The organism is Piscinibacter sp. PDB5-1 (assembly GCF_056676035.1).
Genome location: NZ_JBWVZL010000005.1, coordinates 168,641 through 183,741 on the forward strand (window position 1 = coordinate 168,641; position 15,101 = coordinate 183,741).

Here is a 15,101-nt window from a genome sequence, read left to right on the forward strand (position 1 = left end):
CTGCACCGGTTCGGGCGGGGGCCTCGAAGCCCCGCCACCCATTGAGTGGCCCGCGCTTCGATCCCTCAGGACGGTCGGAAGACCGTCGCAGGGCGAACGGGTTGCGAGACACGCGAACAAGACACCAGGACATTCCCATGCGCTTCTCCCGCTTCTTCGTGAACCGGCCCATCTTCGCGGCCGTGCTGTCCATCCTCATCTTTCTCGCCGGGCTGATCGCGATCTTCCGGCTGCCGATTTCCGAGTACCCGTCGGTGGTGCCGCCCTCGGTCGTCGTCAGCACGCGCTTCCCCGGTGCGAACCCGACGACCATCGCGCAGACGGTCGCCGCGCCGCTCGAAGAGGCCATCAACGGCGTCGAGAACATGCTCTACATGTCGTCGCAGGCCACGGGCGACGGCGGCATGAACCTCACCGTCACCTTCAAGGTCGGCACCAACGTCGAGCAAGCCGAAACGCAGGTGCAGAACCGCGTGCAGCGCGCGCTGGCGCGCCTGCCCGAAGAGGTGCGCCAGATCGGCGTCGTCACGGTCAAGAGCTCGCCCAACATCACGATGGTGGTTCACCTCGTGTCGCCGAACTCGCGCTACGACGAGGTCTACCTCAGCAACTACGCGGTGCTCAACATCAAGGACCGCCTCTCGCGCATCCCCGGCATGGGCCAGGTGCAGGTGTTCGGTGCGGGCGACTACTCGATGCGCGTGTGGCTCGACCCGCAAAAGGTCGCCGCGCGCGGCCTGACCGCGCCCGACGTCGTCAACGCCATCCGCGAGCAGAACGTGCAGGTCGCGGCCGGCGTGGTCGGCGCCTCGCCCAACAAAGACGCGCCCTTTCAGCTGTCCGTCAACGCACAAGGCCGGCTGACCACCGAAGAAGAGTTCGGCGACATCGTCGTCAAGACGGGCTCGAACGGCAACGGCATGGCCAGCAGCGGCGGCGTCACGCGGCTGCGCGACGTGGCGCGCATCGAACTCGGCGCGTCGCAGTACTCGTTGCGCTCGCTGCTCAACAACAAGCCGGCGGTGGCGATGGGCATCTTCCAGGCGCCCGCGTCGAACGCCTTGCAGCTGTCGAGCGACGTGCGTGCGCTGATGGACACGCTGCAGAAAGACTTTCCCGAAGACCTGCGCTACGAGATCGTCTACGACCCGACGCAGTTCGTCGAAGACTCGATCGAGGCCGTCATCAAGACGCTGCTCGAAGCGGTGGCCCTGGTCGTGCTGGTGGTCATCGTGTTCTTGCAGACCTGGCGCGCGTCGCTGATCCCGCTGCTGGCGGTGCCGGTGTCGGTGGTCGGCACCTTCGCCGTGCTGCTGGGCTTCGGCTTCTCGATCAACACGCTGAGCCTTTTCGGCCTGGTGCTGGCCATCGGCATCGTGGTCGATGACGCCATCGTGGTGGTCGAGAACGTCGAGCGCAACATCGCCAACGGCCTGAGCCCGCGCGACGCGACCATCCAGGCGATGAAAGAGGTCTCGGGGCCCATCATCGCCATCGCGCTGGTGCTGTGCGCGGTGTTCGTGCCCATCGCCTTCGTGTCGGGCCTGACCGGCCAGTTCTACCGGCAGTTCGCGCTGACGATTGCGATCTCGACCGTGATCTCGGCCTTCAACTCGCTGACCCTGTCGCCCGCCTTGGCCGCTGCGTTGCTGCGCCCGCACGACGCGCCGAAAGACCGCCTCTCGCGCGGCATGGACTGGGCGCTCGGCGGCTTCTTCAAGCGCTTCAACCGCTTCTTCGACCGCGCCTCGCACGGCTACACCGGTGGCGTGCGCGGCGTGCTGCGCCACAAGGGCGCGACCATGGGCGTGTACCTGCTGATCCTGGTGGCGGCGGTGGCCATGTTCCGCGTCGTGCCGGCGGGCTTCGTGCCGGCGCAAGACAAGCAATACCTCGTCGGCTTCGCGCAGCTGCCCGACGCGGCCTCGCTGGACCGCACCGACGCGGTGATCCGCCGCATGTCCGACATCGCGCAATCGGTGCCGGGCGTGAAAGAGTCGGTGGCGTTCCCGGGCCTGTCGATCCATGGCTTCATGAACGCGCCCAACTCGGGCATCGTGTTCTACACGCTCGATGACTTCAAAGACCGCAAGGGCCGCAGCAGCGACGCCATCGCGGCCGAGGTGAACCAGAAGCTTGGTGCCATTCAAGACGCGTTCATCATGGTCTTCCCGCCCCCGGCGGTCGATGGCCTCGGTGCCACCGGCGGCTTCAAGCTCTACATCGAAGACCGCGCCAACCTCGGGCAAGACGCGCTGTACCAGGCCGTTCAGGCCTTGCAGATGAAGGCCTGGCAGACGCCGCAGCTGGCGGGCGTGTTCTCGGGCTACCAGGTCAACGTGCCGCAGTTGAAGGCCGACGTCGACCGCACCAAGGCCAAGCAGATGGGCGTGCCGCTGGCGAGCATCTTCGACACGATGCAGATCAACCTCGGCTCGCTGTACGTCAACGACTTCAACAAGTTCGGCCGCACCTACCAGGTCATTGCGCAGGCCGACGCGCCCTTCCGCGCCGATGCGTCGGCCATTGGCCAGTTCAAGGTGCGCAGCGGTGCGGGCGAGATGGTGCCGCTGGGCTCGCTGGTCAACGTGAGCAACACCTACGGCCCCGACCGCGTCGAGCGCTACAACTCGTTCATGGCGGCCGACTTCAACGGCGGCCCCGCGCCCGGCGTGTCGTCGGGCCAGGCGCAGGCCATCATGGAAAAGCTCGCCAACGAGACGTTGCCGCGCGGCATCGGCTTCGAGTGGACCGACCTGACGTACCAAGAGATCCTGGCCGGCAACACGATGGTCGTGGTCTTCCCGCTGTGCGTGCTGCTCGTGTTTCTGGTGCTCGCTGCGCAGTACGAGAGCTGGACGCTGCCGCTGGCGGTGATCCTCATCGTGCCGGCGTCGATCTTGTGTGCGCTGCTGGGCGTGTGGCTCACCAAGGGTGACAACAACATCTTCACGCAGATCGCCTTGTTCGTGCTCGTGGGGCTGGCGTCGAAGAACGCGATCCTGATCGTCGAGTTCGCGCGTGACCTCGAACACCAAGGCAAGGGCATCGTCGAAGCCGCGCTCGAAGCCTGTCACCTGCGCCTGCGGCCGATCCTGATGACGTCGATCGCTTTCATCATGGGCGTGCTGCCGCTGGTGTTCTCGTCGGGCGCCGGCTCCGAGATGCGCCACGCGATGGGCGTGGCCGTGTTCGCCGGCATGCTGGGCGTGACCTTGTTCGGGCTGTTCCTGACGCCCGTGTTCTACGTGCTGCTGCGCACGCTGGCGGTGAAGCTCGAAGCGCGCCGCGGCGTGTCGCCTGCCCGCCCGGTGGCAGGAGCCGAGGCATGAGAAAGACAACCATGAACCGCTTTGCCCTGACGCTGATCGCCGCGGCGTCGCTGTCGGCCTGCTCGCTCGCCCCCAAGGTGCCCGAGCCCGAGATCAGCATCCCCACCACCTACAAGCAGGTGCAGGCCGATGCCGACGGCACGCGCTGGAAGGCCGCCCTGCCCGCCGAAGCCGCCGCACGCGGCGCGTGGTGGGAGGCCTTCAACGACGCGCAGTTGAACGCGCTCGAAGCACAGGCCGCGCAAGCCAGCCCCACGCTCGCCGCCGCCGCCGCGCGGGTGAAGGCCGCACGCGCCTCGGTGCGCGGTGCGCAGGCCGAGCGCTGGCCGCAACTCGGCCTCAGCGCCGGGGCCACGCGCCAACGCCAGCCCGCTGCGGCGCTGGGCCTGCCGGCCGGCTCGCCGACGTCGCCTGGCACGCTGTACCAGGTGGGCCTGGGCGCGAGCTACGAGATCGACCTGTTCAGCCGCGTCGGCAATGGCGTGACCGCCGCCGAGGCCGATGCGAAGTCGGCCGAAGCCAGCTACCGCTCGGTGCTGCTCGCCTTGCAGGCCGACGTGGCGCAGACCTACTTCGCGCTGCGCGCGCTCGACGCCGAGATCGCGCAGCTCGACGCCACGGTCAAGCTGCGTGGCGAGAACACCGGCCTCATCGAGAAGCGATTCAAGACGGGCGACGTGGCCGAGATCGACCTCGCGCGCTCGCGCACCGACCTCGCCACCGTGCAGGCCGAGTCGGCCGCCTTGCGCGGCCAGCGCGCGCGCTTCGAGCACACGCTGGCCTTGCTGCTGGGGCAGACGCCGTCGCAGTTCAGCTTCGCCGCCGCGCCGCTGGCCGATACCGCGAACGTGCCCGCCGTGCCACCCGGCCTGCCCTCGGCGCTGCTGGAGCGCCGCCCCGACGTGGCCGCCGCGCAGCTCAACCTGCAAGCGGCGACGGCACGCGTCGGCAGCGTGCGTGCGGCGCTGTTCCCGGCGCTGACGCTCACGGCCAACGCGGGCCATGCGTCCGGCGACATCGACGACCTGTTCAAGTGGAGCAGCCGCCAGTGGCTGGCGAGCCTCGTGATGTCGCTGCCGATCATCGACGGCGGGCGCAACGCCGCTGCCGTCACACGGGCCGAAGCGGCGCTCGACGGCGCGGTGGCCGACTACCGGCAGACCGTGCTCGGTGCCTTCGCCGACGTCGAAGACCAGCTGGCGCAGCTGCGCGCCGTGCGCGAGCAGGTCGTGCAGCTCGACGCCGCCGTGGCCTCGGCGCAGCGGGCGAGCGCGCTCGCGAACATCCGCTACCGCGCCGGCGAAGACAGCTACCTGCAGTTCATCGACACGCAGCGCGGGCTGCTGGCGATCCAGCGGCAATCGGCTCGGTTGCGCGGCGAGTGGGCCAACAGCACGGTGCGACTGATCCGCGCGCTGGGCGGCGGGTGGAGCGAGCCGAAGGCCGAGTGAGCCGTCGCGGGGCCCTCAGGCCTTCGTCGGCGCGTTGCCCGGCGCCGCCTCGAACATCTGCTCGAAACGGCTGACCTCGACCTCGGCCACCTCGACCTCTTGCTCATCGACCAGGAACGACGACACCACCGGCGTGCCGTTGGCCTGTTGCGCGCGTTTCTCTTGCTCGGCGATGGCGTCCATCAGCCGCGTGCCCAGCGCGGCCAGCCCCGGCGGTGGCGTGCCCGCACGCAGGCTGGCGAGCTGGCTCAGCGCCACCTGCAGCTGGGAGAGGTCCACGTCGAAGAGAAACAGGCCTTCGGCGTCTTTGCGCAGGCCCTTCTCGATGGCGGCCAGGTGGCGCAAGACCGCGCGGCTGTTGGGCACGGCGTCGAGCAGGCGACTCAGGTCGCGGCGCATGTCCGCGCTGGGAGCTGTCTTCTCGGGCACTGGTGCTGCCTTCGCTTCGGGCACTTTCGCTTCGAGCACGAAGCTCAAGCCGCCAGGGCCGGACCGCAGGCGCAGCTGGTGCGAGAAGAAGGCCCGCACCCATTGCCAGGGCGAGCGGCGGGGCGATGTGGGGCGAGGCAAGGCGGTGGACTTTGGCATGGCGTGGGGTGGCCCGGAGGGCAGGGGAGGCTTCGCCCTCGGGTTATCGGCGCGACGGCTCCCGCCGTGAAGCGTGGGGACCGACGCCGTCGCGCGGTGCGCGGCTTGCGTCACGCCAATGGGGCCGGGGCGATGGCATAAGCACCGGGCTGCCCCACCCACATCACCCCGCCGTAGGGTCGCCGATCGACCGGTTGAGCGCGCAGGCGGCTTCGACCAGACGAACCACCGTGTCGCGGTCGAGCGGCGTGTCGCGCAACAGCTGCAGGGTCGCCATCTCGTAATTGCCACCCGGCCGAAGCCGGGGCTCGATGGCCCGCAGGCGCTGCCCTCGCCAGAAGCCGAACAGCACCCGCTGCGGCTCGGCGCGAATCAACAGCACCGGGCCGCCCAAGAAGTAGACGAGGTGGCCCCACTTCAAACGCTCGTCGAGGGCCGGCTCCGTCGCCCGCACGGCCTCGCGCAGGGCTTCGGCGTAAGACCGCTGCCAGCCACCGAGGCACGCGAGGTAGCCGCCGGGCGTCTGGGCCGGGGTGAGGATCATCTTCATGCGTGCGTCGGCTGCGGCTGGGGTGACAGATGCCTAAAACGCGCGCTTCCCGGTCACTGTGTCCCACCACAGGCGCCAGTCGCCGAGGAGGCTGAACCATGGGTATCGAAAGGTCGCCGGCCGGTTGTGCTCGAAGAAGAAGTGGCCGACCCAGGCGAAGGCATAGCCCTGCAGCAAGGCCACCAGGATCAGCCACCACGTCTGCGTCGCCAGGGCCGCGAGCAGCAGCACGAGCGCAATGCTCGTGCCCACCACATGCAGCCGGCGCGACACGCGGTGCGTGTGCTCACCCAGGTAGAAGGGGTAGAACTCGGCGAAGGTCTGGAAGCGTGTGTCGGTGCCCATGGGGTGCTCCGCGCGGGGGTGGTTCGCGCGTTGTACCCAGCTTCGCTCACCGTGGAAAGGGCCGTCAATCTGCCGGCGCGTCGCCCCACAGCGCGGGCAGCGCTTCGGCCATCACCGACATCGCGCGGCCGAAGCCGGCCACGTAGCGCAGCGAGCGGGCCTCGATGACGACGAGCGCGAAGTCGCCGAAGCTGAACAGTTCTTCGCTGTCGGGCAGCCTGGCGACATAGGCCGCGCGCGCGGCGTCGTAGCCCGTCGAGCCGGGCTCGCACACCCGGGCTTGGCCCTGCACGCTGACGCGCGGCAGCGCGAGCGGCGACGTGCCCCCGCGCAAGGGCGCCGTCACGAGCAACGCGACCGTGGGGTGCGCCTGCATGTCGTGCGTGTGCGTGGCCAGCGCGCTCACGTGCACGACGAAGTGCGTGCTGTGCGGTACCCGCGCAAACGGCACCATCGACACGGCCGGCTCGCCGCGGTGCAAGGTGGCGAGTGCGGCGATGGGCTGCGCGTCGATCAGCGCCCGCAGCTCGTGTGCATCTTTCGGTGTCATGGGCTTGGCGTGTCGGCGTGTCGTGCGGATGCCGGCGCCCCCGGCCTGAACCGGTAGTGCAGCGGCTCGGGCCAGTGGTAGTGGGCGGCGGGCATGCAGCTGAGCGAGATCTGGTCACCCTGGCGCTCGGCCTCGAACTTGTACGAGCCCATGCCGGTGGGCCAGCGGCCCTTCAGCCGGTCACCCTGGACCGTGTATTTGCCGACGGTCACGTCGCGGCGCGACGGGTCGAGCTGCACGAAGGCCGTGTCGGTGTCCACCTGGCCCGACAGGTTCGCGAGTGACATCCGGCCGTCCGGCAAGAAGCGCAAGCAGATCAGGTAGTGCTGTGACGGCGGCTGGCAAGCGTAGAGGCCGTCGTAGCGCAGGCCCGCCGTACCGTGCGCGGTGCTGGCCGTGGGCTCGGCCGCCGCGCCGACTTCGACCCCGTTGGCGAGGTAGAGCGCCTGGCGGTCTTCGTCGAACAGGTGCAGCCGGTGCCGGCTCGCCGTGCGCCGCAACCAGCCCATCAGCTTCGACCCCACGAGCTCGCCCTGGAGCGCGAGCGTCAGCACCGGCCCGGCGCCTCGCAACGAGGGCACGCCCTGGGGCCACAGGGGGATGTCGTCGCCACCGGCTTCGCCGGTCTGCGAGCGATCGGGGTGCTTGGCGAGCACATCGGCCAGGAAGGCCTCGATGCGCGGGCTGGCGGCGCCCTGGTCGTCACGGCCGGCGGCGAGCAGGCGGTTGGCCTCTTCGGGCGTGCTCAGTGTCGGCTGGTCGAGGGCGTGCAGCTGAAGAATGGGCATGGGCATCGGTCGGGCGGACAGAGAACGCGAAAGCCGGCATGGTGCCCGAGCCCGGCCGGAGGGCTCACCCCGGCAACCACGCCAGCAGCTTGCGATTCACCGCCGAGTGGCTGAACAGGGTGGTGTGCATCACGCCGTCGCTCGGCTTCAGGGCGAGCAGGCGCTCGTCGGGCACCGGGAAGCCGGTGCCGCCGTTGAGTGCGTACACGCCTTCGGTGGGCACGACGAGGTCGTTGCCGGCGTCCTGGAAGATCACGTCGAGCGCCGAGTCGGCGGCGCCCCAGGCCAGGCCGCGCAGGCCGGCGTCGAGGGGTTCGTAGTCGGCGGTGACGGCGTAGTAGTCGGGCGTCGGGTCCACGGTGACGTTGAGCGTGCCGATGAAGGCGCCTTGCGGGTCCATGCTGCGCAGACCGTCGAGGCCTTTCAAGGTGGCGTGGCCGATGACCTTCAGCGCGGTGACCAGCGCTTCGAGCGTTTCGGCCACCGGGCCTTCGGGGACGAGCGTGAGCGCGGTGGTGAGGCGATCGACCATGTGCACCATGTGCGCGGGCTGGGCCAGCAGCGTGCCGGCGTTGGGCACGCCGGCCAGCACGATGCGCCGCACCTTCAGGCGCTGCGTGTCGAGTCCGAAGGGCGAGGGCCGCTCGGACAGCGTGCGCGCCACCAGGCCGCCGCGGCTGTGGCACACGATGTCGATCGGCCACGGCGTGCCGGTGTCGGCCGGCAGGTGGTCGAGCAGCCATTGCACGTTCTGCTTCGGGTCTTCCGACAGCGAGGGGTGGTTGAACGCGAACACGCGCCCGCCGTAGCGCTGGTGCAGTTGCTCGAAGGTGTCGTCGCGCAGGCCGGCGAAGGCCGCGTGCGCGGTGCTGAAGGTGCCGTGGATGAACAGCAGCGCCGGCCCGCCGTCGCGCAGGGCCTGCAGCTCGGCCGGCGTGAGCGGCGGCACGTCGATGCTGCGAAAGTTCTGCGGCGTGAAGCTGCGCAGGCCGTAGGGGCGCTTCTTCGACTCCCACCAGCCGGCGAAGAACTCGCCGACCGCGCCGATGACCGGGTCGGTGATCGGGTAGACCAGCACCTTGAGCAGGCGCCGGGCGATGCTGCCGAGCACGCTGCGGTGCGTGCCGCTGGGCGCGGCCAGCGCAGGCGAGGGCAAGGCGGGGATGACGAAGCGCAGCGTGCCGCCCCCGCCGCGCGTGGCGCCGGCCGCAGCCCCGGCGCGTGCGGGCTCGGGCAGGTGCCAGCGCAGCGCGCCAGCGGCGTCGATCGACAGCACCAGTTGCCCGACCTCGGGGCCCAGGTCGGGCACTTCGAGTTCGAGGGCCGGCTCGCCGTGGCTGCTGCGCAGCGCGGCCCCGGCGCCGGCGGCCGGGCCGGCGGGCTGCAGGCTCAGCTCGATCTGGCGCACTTCGGTGACTTGTGCCGCGGCCAGGGCCGCGTCGAGCGCGTCGAGCCCGCCGTCCATGCCGTGCGCGGCCGAGCGCGTGGGGCCGGCGCCGCCCTGGCGCAGCTGGGCGTCGCCTTTGAGCCCGGGGGTGCGCAGCGCGTAGCCGCCGCCGAGGCTGACGGCTTGCGAGGTGCCGGTGAGGGTGGTCATCGGGGGACTCCTTGAAGGGGTGAAGCGGTCACGTCACGCGCTCAGGCGGCCCGCGCGAGCGTGAGCCGCGGGTGGCCGTAGAAGACGTAGGCGAGGTAGGTGTGCACCGGCAGTGCGTCGGCGCCGGCGGAGGCGTACTTGGCGCGCAGGTCGCGCAGGATGGCGGCCACCGGCTCGGGTGCGGCGGGTGCCGCCGGCAGGGCGCGGCGCCAGAACTCGAGTGCGATGTCGTGGGCCACGCTGTCGTCGATCTCCCACAGCGCGCCGAGCACGCCGCCGAAGCCGCCGCGCAGGCAGTTGCCGGGAAAGCCGCCCATGTCGCCCAGCAGCTCGCCACCGACGCCGACCATGCAGGCGTTCAGGAAGATCAGCGGCTGCTGCGCGCCGCCGTAGTCGGCCGCACGAAACAGGTTCGAGCGCAGCGGCGAGCCGTCTTCGAGAAAGAGCGTGCCGCTGTCGGGCTGGGTCGGGTCGAAGTCGCCATGGCCGGCGACGTGCACGGCCTGCACCGGCCGGGTGAGCTTGGCGTGGATGAGCTGGGCCACGTCTTTCGGCGTGGCCGACAGCGCTTGCGCCTGGTGGGCGGCCACGAGCTGCCGCGCTTCGTCTTCGGCCTTGGGCAGCTTGCGTAGGCCCGACTCGGCCTTGTAGAGCCCGGCCATCACGGCCATGTGCGAGACGGCGATGGCCGACAGCGGCTGGGTCGGCGGGCGCGCGGCCACGGGCGTGGCACCGGGCCGGGGCGGCGAGGCCGCACCGCCCTCGCGCAGCCAGCGGCCGACCAGCGCCTGCGCGCCCAGGTAGGACGGCCGGCCTGCGTCGAGCGGGTTGTCGAGCCAGGCCAGTTCCCAGGGCACGAAGGGCTCGGCGCTGACGACCAGCACCGTGGGCACGGCCGGGGCGCAGCGCGCGGCGACTTCGGCCAGCGCCTCGAACAGCGCCGCCGGCAGCCGCTCGGACACGGCGCGGCCGGCGGCTTCGAGCACGGTGTCGATCAGCTCGTTGGCGCTGAACTGCCGCACCTCATCGACCAGCTGCTTGGCGAAGGTCTTGGCCTCTTGCCCGAGGTCCATCTCGTGCGGGCCGGTGTCGGCCGTGAGCGGGTGCGGTGAGTACAGCTTGCACACGTAGTGGCCGGCGGCGGGGTTGCGGTCGGGCTTGAGGATTTCGACCGTGAGGTCGGGCGCCTGCGCGTCGGGGCGCAGATCGACCGCCGAGGCCTGCGCCGGCTGCGTGGCCCAGGCCTGGCCCCAGGTGCGGTCGCTCGCCTGCGCGGCGCCCGCGGTGATGACCAAGGGGCGCGAGGCCAGGCCGCACACGCTGCCGTCGAGCACGTAGCGCACTTCGAGCGTGCTCAGCGTCATGTCGCGCCCGCCTGCCGGTGCCCGGCCGATGAGCCGAAAGCTCACCTGTGCCGCCGCCGGGTCGGCCAGCGCGACGCGCAGCGGGCGGTTCCAGCCCTGGGGCGCGTCAAGCCCGTGGGCGATGAGTTCGATCTGCAGGTCGAGGTGCTCTCGATTCGGTGCGCGTGGCAGTTGCACCGCGCCACCCGTCACGCCGGCCTGCTGTTCGCGTGCGAAGCCGACCAGCACGTCGAAGGCCTGCTCGGCCTGCACGAAGGCGGGCGCGTCGATGCGCGGCCAGGCCTGCACGGGCGGGGGGGCCTCGGGGGCGCTGTCGGGCGCGCTGCCGGCGGTGTCATCCGGGGCACTGCCGGTGGCCGTGGGGCGTTGCGGGGGCAGGCGACCGGTGCGGGGTTTGGCGTGGCCGCCGTCGAGGTCCAGCATGTCACGCAGGGAGTCGAGAACGCGGCCGAAGCCACCGCTGCGCTTGGGGCCGCTGTGGCCGTTCTTGAAGCCCCCCGGCGCCTCGATCGGCTCGGTGGGCGCGGTCTGCGGCGCCTCGGTCTCGGGCGCCTGGATCGGTGGGTGGGGGCGACCGCCGCCGTTGGCCATGCGCGGCACCGGGGCCACCACGCCCAGCGGCACCTCGCCGTCGAGCACCACGCCCGGGGGCGCCCCTTCGCGCGAGGCCTCGGCGGGTGTGAGCGTCGGGTCGCTGTCGGACTCGTGCAGCTGCATCGCGTCGATCAGCGGCATGGCCAGGGGCGCGTGGCCGCAGCGGTCGAGCACCGCCTGCAAGGGGATGCCGTACCAGAGGATGCGGTCGCCCCACTGCCGGCGAATGGCGGCGTACACCCCGCGCGGACTGCGTGCGAGGCGCTGCGCGGCGTCGTCGAAGGGAATCTTCAGCCGCGTGGCCAGCGAGTCGATGCGGGCCTGCGCGCACGGCGCGTGCGGGTCGAGCCAGTGCCCGTGCAGCGCCAGGCGCGTGAGCACCTCGCCCACGGCCATGTCGGCGTCCAAGGTGATCGCAGGCTCGACCATCGCCTTCCCCTCTTTTTGCGCTGGCGTCAGGGTCGCCGGCATCGGACGAGTCTAGGCAGCGGGGCTGGGCGCGCCATCCCCAAGTTGCGTCACGTGTTGCGGATGATCAAGGCGGCGGCGGCGGCGGCGGCGGCGGCGCGTCGCCCAATTCGTCACCCAGCCAGCCCTGCGCCTCGTGCGCTTCGCAGCCATCCACCGGTGTCGCGCGGGCGAGCGCCATCCACACGCCGAAGGGCAGCTTCATCGCGCGCTTGGGCGCGGGGCGGGCGACGTCGAGCGCCAGCCCGTCGGCGACCAGCACGCCGCACTCGGGCGGCAGCTCGTCGGGCTGGGCGATGCCGGCCTTGATGACGTACCAGCACTCGCTGCTGAGGTCGAGGTAGGCGGCCCGCTTGGCCGTGCGCCGCAGGTCGGCGAGCAGGTCGCTGCGCTGCACCTTGACCTCGTGCACGATGGGTTCGAGGTAGGCCTCGACCGTGGTGTGGCGGATCGAGAAGACATCGGGCATTGCCATCACCCAGCCCTCGTCCACCCGGGCGCGCAGGTTGAGGCCGCGCCACGCGATGCGGCCGGCACGTGTCATCTCGCGCGCCACGCGTTCGACCAGGGCTTCGTGCGGGTCGCGCCGTGCGCGGTTCTTCTGCAAGGTGTCGGCCAGCAGGGCGACGCCAGCATCGGTGACACGCAGGGTTTCGTGGCCCGAGGGCTGGCGCACGCGTTCGAGCAGGCCGGCCGCGAGCAGGTCGATCTCGATCAGGTCTTGGACAGGCCAGCCGGCCGAGCGCCAGATCTCGCGCAGGCGGCGGCGGTGCAGGGTGCTCAACTCGGCCGGGGGCATCGCACTTGGGGGTCGGACAGGGGCTTCGATCCGGGGCTTCGGGTCAACCCGAAGGGGCGGGCGGGCGGCAGGTACGATCCCGGGATTCACCTCACACACCGACAAGACCTTGGGCTCATGAGTGTAGAGCGACACCCCTTTCCGGCCGACGCGCGCCACGCGCCCCTGCGGCGCCTGCTGCTGGCCCTCGACGGCTCGACCACCCGCGTGTGCGAGGCCCTGGTCAACCACCCCATCGACGTGCTCGTGCACCACCAGCAACGCACGCAGGACGTGCCCGCCGCCGTGCGCCAGCAGCTCGGCGGCAGCGCCTGGCTCGAACGCGTCACCAGCCTCGTGGCCGATGGCCGCGTGATGATGGACAACCTCTCGTACACCCGGCTCGACGTGGTGCCGCCGTGGTTCGTCGAGCGGCTCGACGAAGGCATCGCCCCGGTCGGGCACCTGCTCGCCCGCCTGTTCGTGCAGCGCGAGGCGGTGCCGGTCGATGCGGCCACGCAAGACGCGCTGTGGCGCCACGTCGGCTGCCGCGACGACGCCGCCAGCCGCAGCTACCGCGTGGTGACGGCCGAGGCGCCGCTGATGCTGATCTTCGAAGCCTTCCGCGACGGCATGGTGCCGCGCGTCGGGGCCTGAGCGCATGAGCCCCCTGGCCGCGCGCAGCCTGCGCAGCGTCTGGCACCCCTGCACGCAGATGAAGCAGCACGAGGCGCAGCCGCCGCTCGAAGTGGCGCGTGCGCAGGGCGTGTGGCTGATCGGCCCTGACGGCCGTCGCACGCTTGACGGCATCAGCTCGTGGTGGGTCAACCTCTTCGGCCATGGCCACCCGCACCTCGTGGCGGCGATGAAAGACCAGCTCGACCGGCTCTCGCACGTCATGCTCGCCGGCTGCACGCACGAACCGGTGGTTGAACTGTCTGAGCGATTGGCCGCGCTCACCGGCCTCGGCCACGCCTTCTATGCGAGCGACGGCGCCTCGGCCACCGAGATCGCGCTGAAGATGAGCGCGCACTACTGGCGCAACGTCGGCCGCCCGAACAAGTCGCGTTTCATCGGCCTGGCCGGCGGCTACCACGGCGAGACCGCGGGCGCCCTGTCGGTGACGGACATCCCGCTCTTCCGCGAAGCCTACGGCCCGCTCGTGCGCCTGAGCGCCACCGTGCCCAGCCCCGATGCCCGTGGCGCCACGCCGGGCGTGTCGCCCGCCGACCATGCGCGGCACTGCGCGCAGGCCTTGCAGCAGTACCTCGAAGCGCACCACGAAGAAACCGCTGCGCTGATCGTCGAACCGCTGGTGCAATGCGCCGCCGGCTTGGTGATGCACGACCCCGAGTACCTGCGCCAGGCGCGCGCGCTGTGCGAGCGCTACGAGGTGCACCTGGTCTGCGACGAGATCGCGGTCGGCTTCGGGCGCACCGGCAGCCTGTTCGCGCACCAGCAGGCGGGCATCACGCCTGACTTCCTGTGCTTGTCGAAGGGACTGACCGGCGGCATGCTGGCCTTGTCGTGCGTGCTCACCACCGACACCGTCTACGAGGCCTTCTACGACGACGCCACCGCGCGCGGCTTTCTGCATTCGCACTCGTACACCGGCAACGCGCTCGCGTGCCGCGCGGCGCTGGCCACGCTCGACGTCTTCGCGCAAGACGACTGGATGGCCCGCAACCGCGCCACCGCCGCGCGGCTCACCGCGCTGTGCGAACCGCTGGCGCAGCACCCGCGTGTGAAGCGCACGCGCCAGCTCGGCATGCTGTGGGCCTTCGATGTGGACACGGCCGATGCCAAGTTCGCGGCGCGTTACCACGCCGCGGCGCTGCGCCATGGCCTGCTGCTGCGCCCCATCGGTTCGACGCTGTACTTCATGCCGCCGTATGTGATCGACGCGGCCGAAAGCGCCCACCTCGCGTCGGGGGCCTTGCAGGCGCTCGACGAAACCCTGGCCGAGGGCGATCACGTGCTGTCACCGACCCCCGGCCCCGCCGACTCTTTCGCATGACCCTCGGCTACTTCGTCACCGGCACCGACACCGAAGTCGGCAAGACCCTCGTCAGCAGCGCGCTCGTGCGCCACCTCGGCCTGGCGCATGCACGCGTGGCCGGCATGAAGCCGGTGGCCGCCGGCACGCAGCCGATGCCGCACGGCGACGACGACAACGAAGACGTGGTCGCGCTGCGGGCCGCCGCCACCTTCGACGCCCCGCGCGAACTCGTCAACCCGTACTGCCTGCCGCTGCCGATGTCGCCGCACCTCGCGGCGCGTGCCGCCGGCCAGCGCATCGAGGTCGAGGTGGTCGTGCAGCGCTACCGCCAGCTGGCGGCGCTGTGCGACGCCGTGGTGGTCGAAGGCGCGGGCGGCTTCCACGTGCCGCTCAACGAGTCGCAGACCGGCGCCGACCTCGCGCAGGCCCTCGGCCTGCCCGTCGTGCTGGTGGTCGGCCTGCGCCTGGGCTGCCTCAACCACGCGCTGCTCACGCAAGAGGCGATTGCCGCGCGCGGGCTCACGCTGGCCGGCTGGGTCGCCAACCGCATCGACCCGCAAATGGCCTCGGCCGACGACAACATCGCCTACCTGCGCGAGCACCTGCGTGCGCCACTGTGGGCCGAGGTGCCGTGGATGGCGCAGCCCGCCGACGCCCGCGTGGCGTGGCGGGTGTGAGGCCGGCACAGCACACATCG

General features: G+C 71.1%; 13 protein-coding genes. 5 read left to right on the forward strand and 8 right to left on the reverse strand.

Annotated features, from left to right (window positions below):
- Positions 1–137: 137 nt before the first annotated feature.
- The gene (locus tag AC1KAT_RS19660) at positions 138–3,332 is read left to right on the forward strand and encodes an efflux RND transporter permease subunit (RefSeq protein ID WP_480328683.1); all 3,195 of its coding nucleotides are present in this window, start codon (positions 138–140) and stop codon (positions 3,330–3,332) included.
- Positions 3,329–4,783, forward strand: a complete 1,455-nt coding sequence (locus AC1KAT_RS19665; RefSeq protein WP_480328684.1) for an efflux transporter outer membrane subunit — start codon at positions 3,329–3,331, stop codon at positions 4,781–4,783. Before AC1KAT_RS19660 ends, AC1KAT_RS19665 begins: the two co-directional genes overlap by 4 nt.
- A 15-nt stretch (positions 4,784–4,798) precedes the next feature.
- On the opposite strand, the gene AC1KAT_RS19670 is transcribed toward AC1KAT_RS19665, so the two are convergent.
- The 8 genes from AC1KAT_RS19670 to AC1KAT_RS19705 form a co-directional block, all read right to left on the reverse strand.
- On the reverse strand, positions 4,799–5,371 hold the full coding sequence (locus AC1KAT_RS19670; protein ID WP_480328685.1) for a hypothetical protein: 573 nt from the start codon (positions 5,369–5,371) through the stop codon (positions 4,799–4,801).
- 163 nt (positions 5,372–5,534) lie between these two features.
- Complete coding sequence (locus AC1KAT_RS19675) at positions 5,535–5,921, reverse strand: DUF1801 domain-containing protein (RefSeq protein WP_480328686.1); 387 nt, start codon at positions 5,919–5,921, stop codon at positions 5,535–5,537.
- Between the two features lie 33 nt (positions 5,922–5,954).
- Positions 5,955–6,266 (reverse strand): Mpo1-like protein, encoded by a 312-nt coding sequence (locus AC1KAT_RS19680; RefSeq protein WP_480328687.1) that lies wholly within the window; start codon positions 6,264–6,266, stop codon positions 5,955–5,957.
- A gap of 64 nt (positions 6,267–6,330) precedes the next feature.
- Positions 6,331–6,816 (reverse strand): pyridoxamine 5'-phosphate oxidase family protein, encoded by a 486-nt coding sequence (locus tag AC1KAT_RS19685; RefSeq protein WP_480328688.1) that lies wholly within the window; start codon positions 6,814–6,816, stop codon positions 6,331–6,333.
- Positions 6,813–7,604, reverse strand: coding sequence for a hypothetical protein (locus AC1KAT_RS19690; RefSeq protein ID WP_480328689.1), 792 nt, complete (start codon positions 7,602–7,604; stop codon positions 6,813–6,815). The genes AC1KAT_RS19685 and AC1KAT_RS19690 overlap by 4 nt, the downstream gene beginning before the upstream one ends.
- A 64-nt stretch (positions 7,605–7,668) precedes the next feature.
- Positions 7,669–9,201, reverse strand: a complete 1,533-nt coding sequence (locus tag AC1KAT_RS19695) for an esterase/lipase family protein (RefSeq protein WP_480328690.1) — start codon at positions 9,199–9,201, stop codon at positions 7,669–7,671.
- Positions 9,202–9,242: 41 nt separating this feature from the next.
- Positions 9,243–11,630, reverse strand: a complete 2,388-nt coding sequence (locus tag AC1KAT_RS19700) for a TCAD7 domain-containing protein (protein ID WP_480328691.1) — start codon at positions 11,628–11,630, stop codon at positions 9,243–9,245.
- Positions 11,631–11,694: 64 nt separating this feature from the next.
- On the reverse strand, positions 11,695–12,426 hold the full coding sequence (locus AC1KAT_RS19705; protein WP_480328692.1) for a hypothetical protein: 732 nt from the start codon (positions 12,424–12,426) through the stop codon (positions 11,695–11,697).
- A 117-nt stretch (positions 12,427–12,543) separates the two neighbouring features.
- Here AC1KAT_RS19705 and AC1KAT_RS19710 point away from each other — a divergent pair, with 117 nt between their 5' ends.
- From AC1KAT_RS19710 to bioD, 3 genes are read left to right on the forward strand one after another with little or no spacing between them, the layout of a single operon-like run.
- Entirely contained in the window at positions 12,544–13,062 is a 519-nt protein-coding gene (locus tag AC1KAT_RS19710) for a chorismate--pyruvate lyase family protein (protein WP_480328693.1), read from the forward strand.
- 4 nt (positions 13,063–13,066) lie between these two features.
- The gene (bioA, locus tag AC1KAT_RS19715) at positions 13,067–14,422 is read left to right on the forward strand and encodes an adenosylmethionine--8-amino-7-oxononanoate transaminase (protein WP_480328694.1); all 1,356 of its coding nucleotides are present in this window, start codon (positions 13,067–13,069) and stop codon (positions 14,420–14,422) included.
- The gene (gene bioD, locus AC1KAT_RS19720; protein ID WP_480328695.1) at positions 14,419–15,081 is read left to right on the forward strand and encodes a dethiobiotin synthase; all 663 of its coding nucleotides are present in this window, start codon (positions 14,419–14,421) and stop codon (positions 15,079–15,081) included. The genes bioA and bioD overlap by 4 nt, the downstream gene beginning before the upstream one ends.
- Positions 15,082–15,101: the final 20 nt, after the last annotated feature.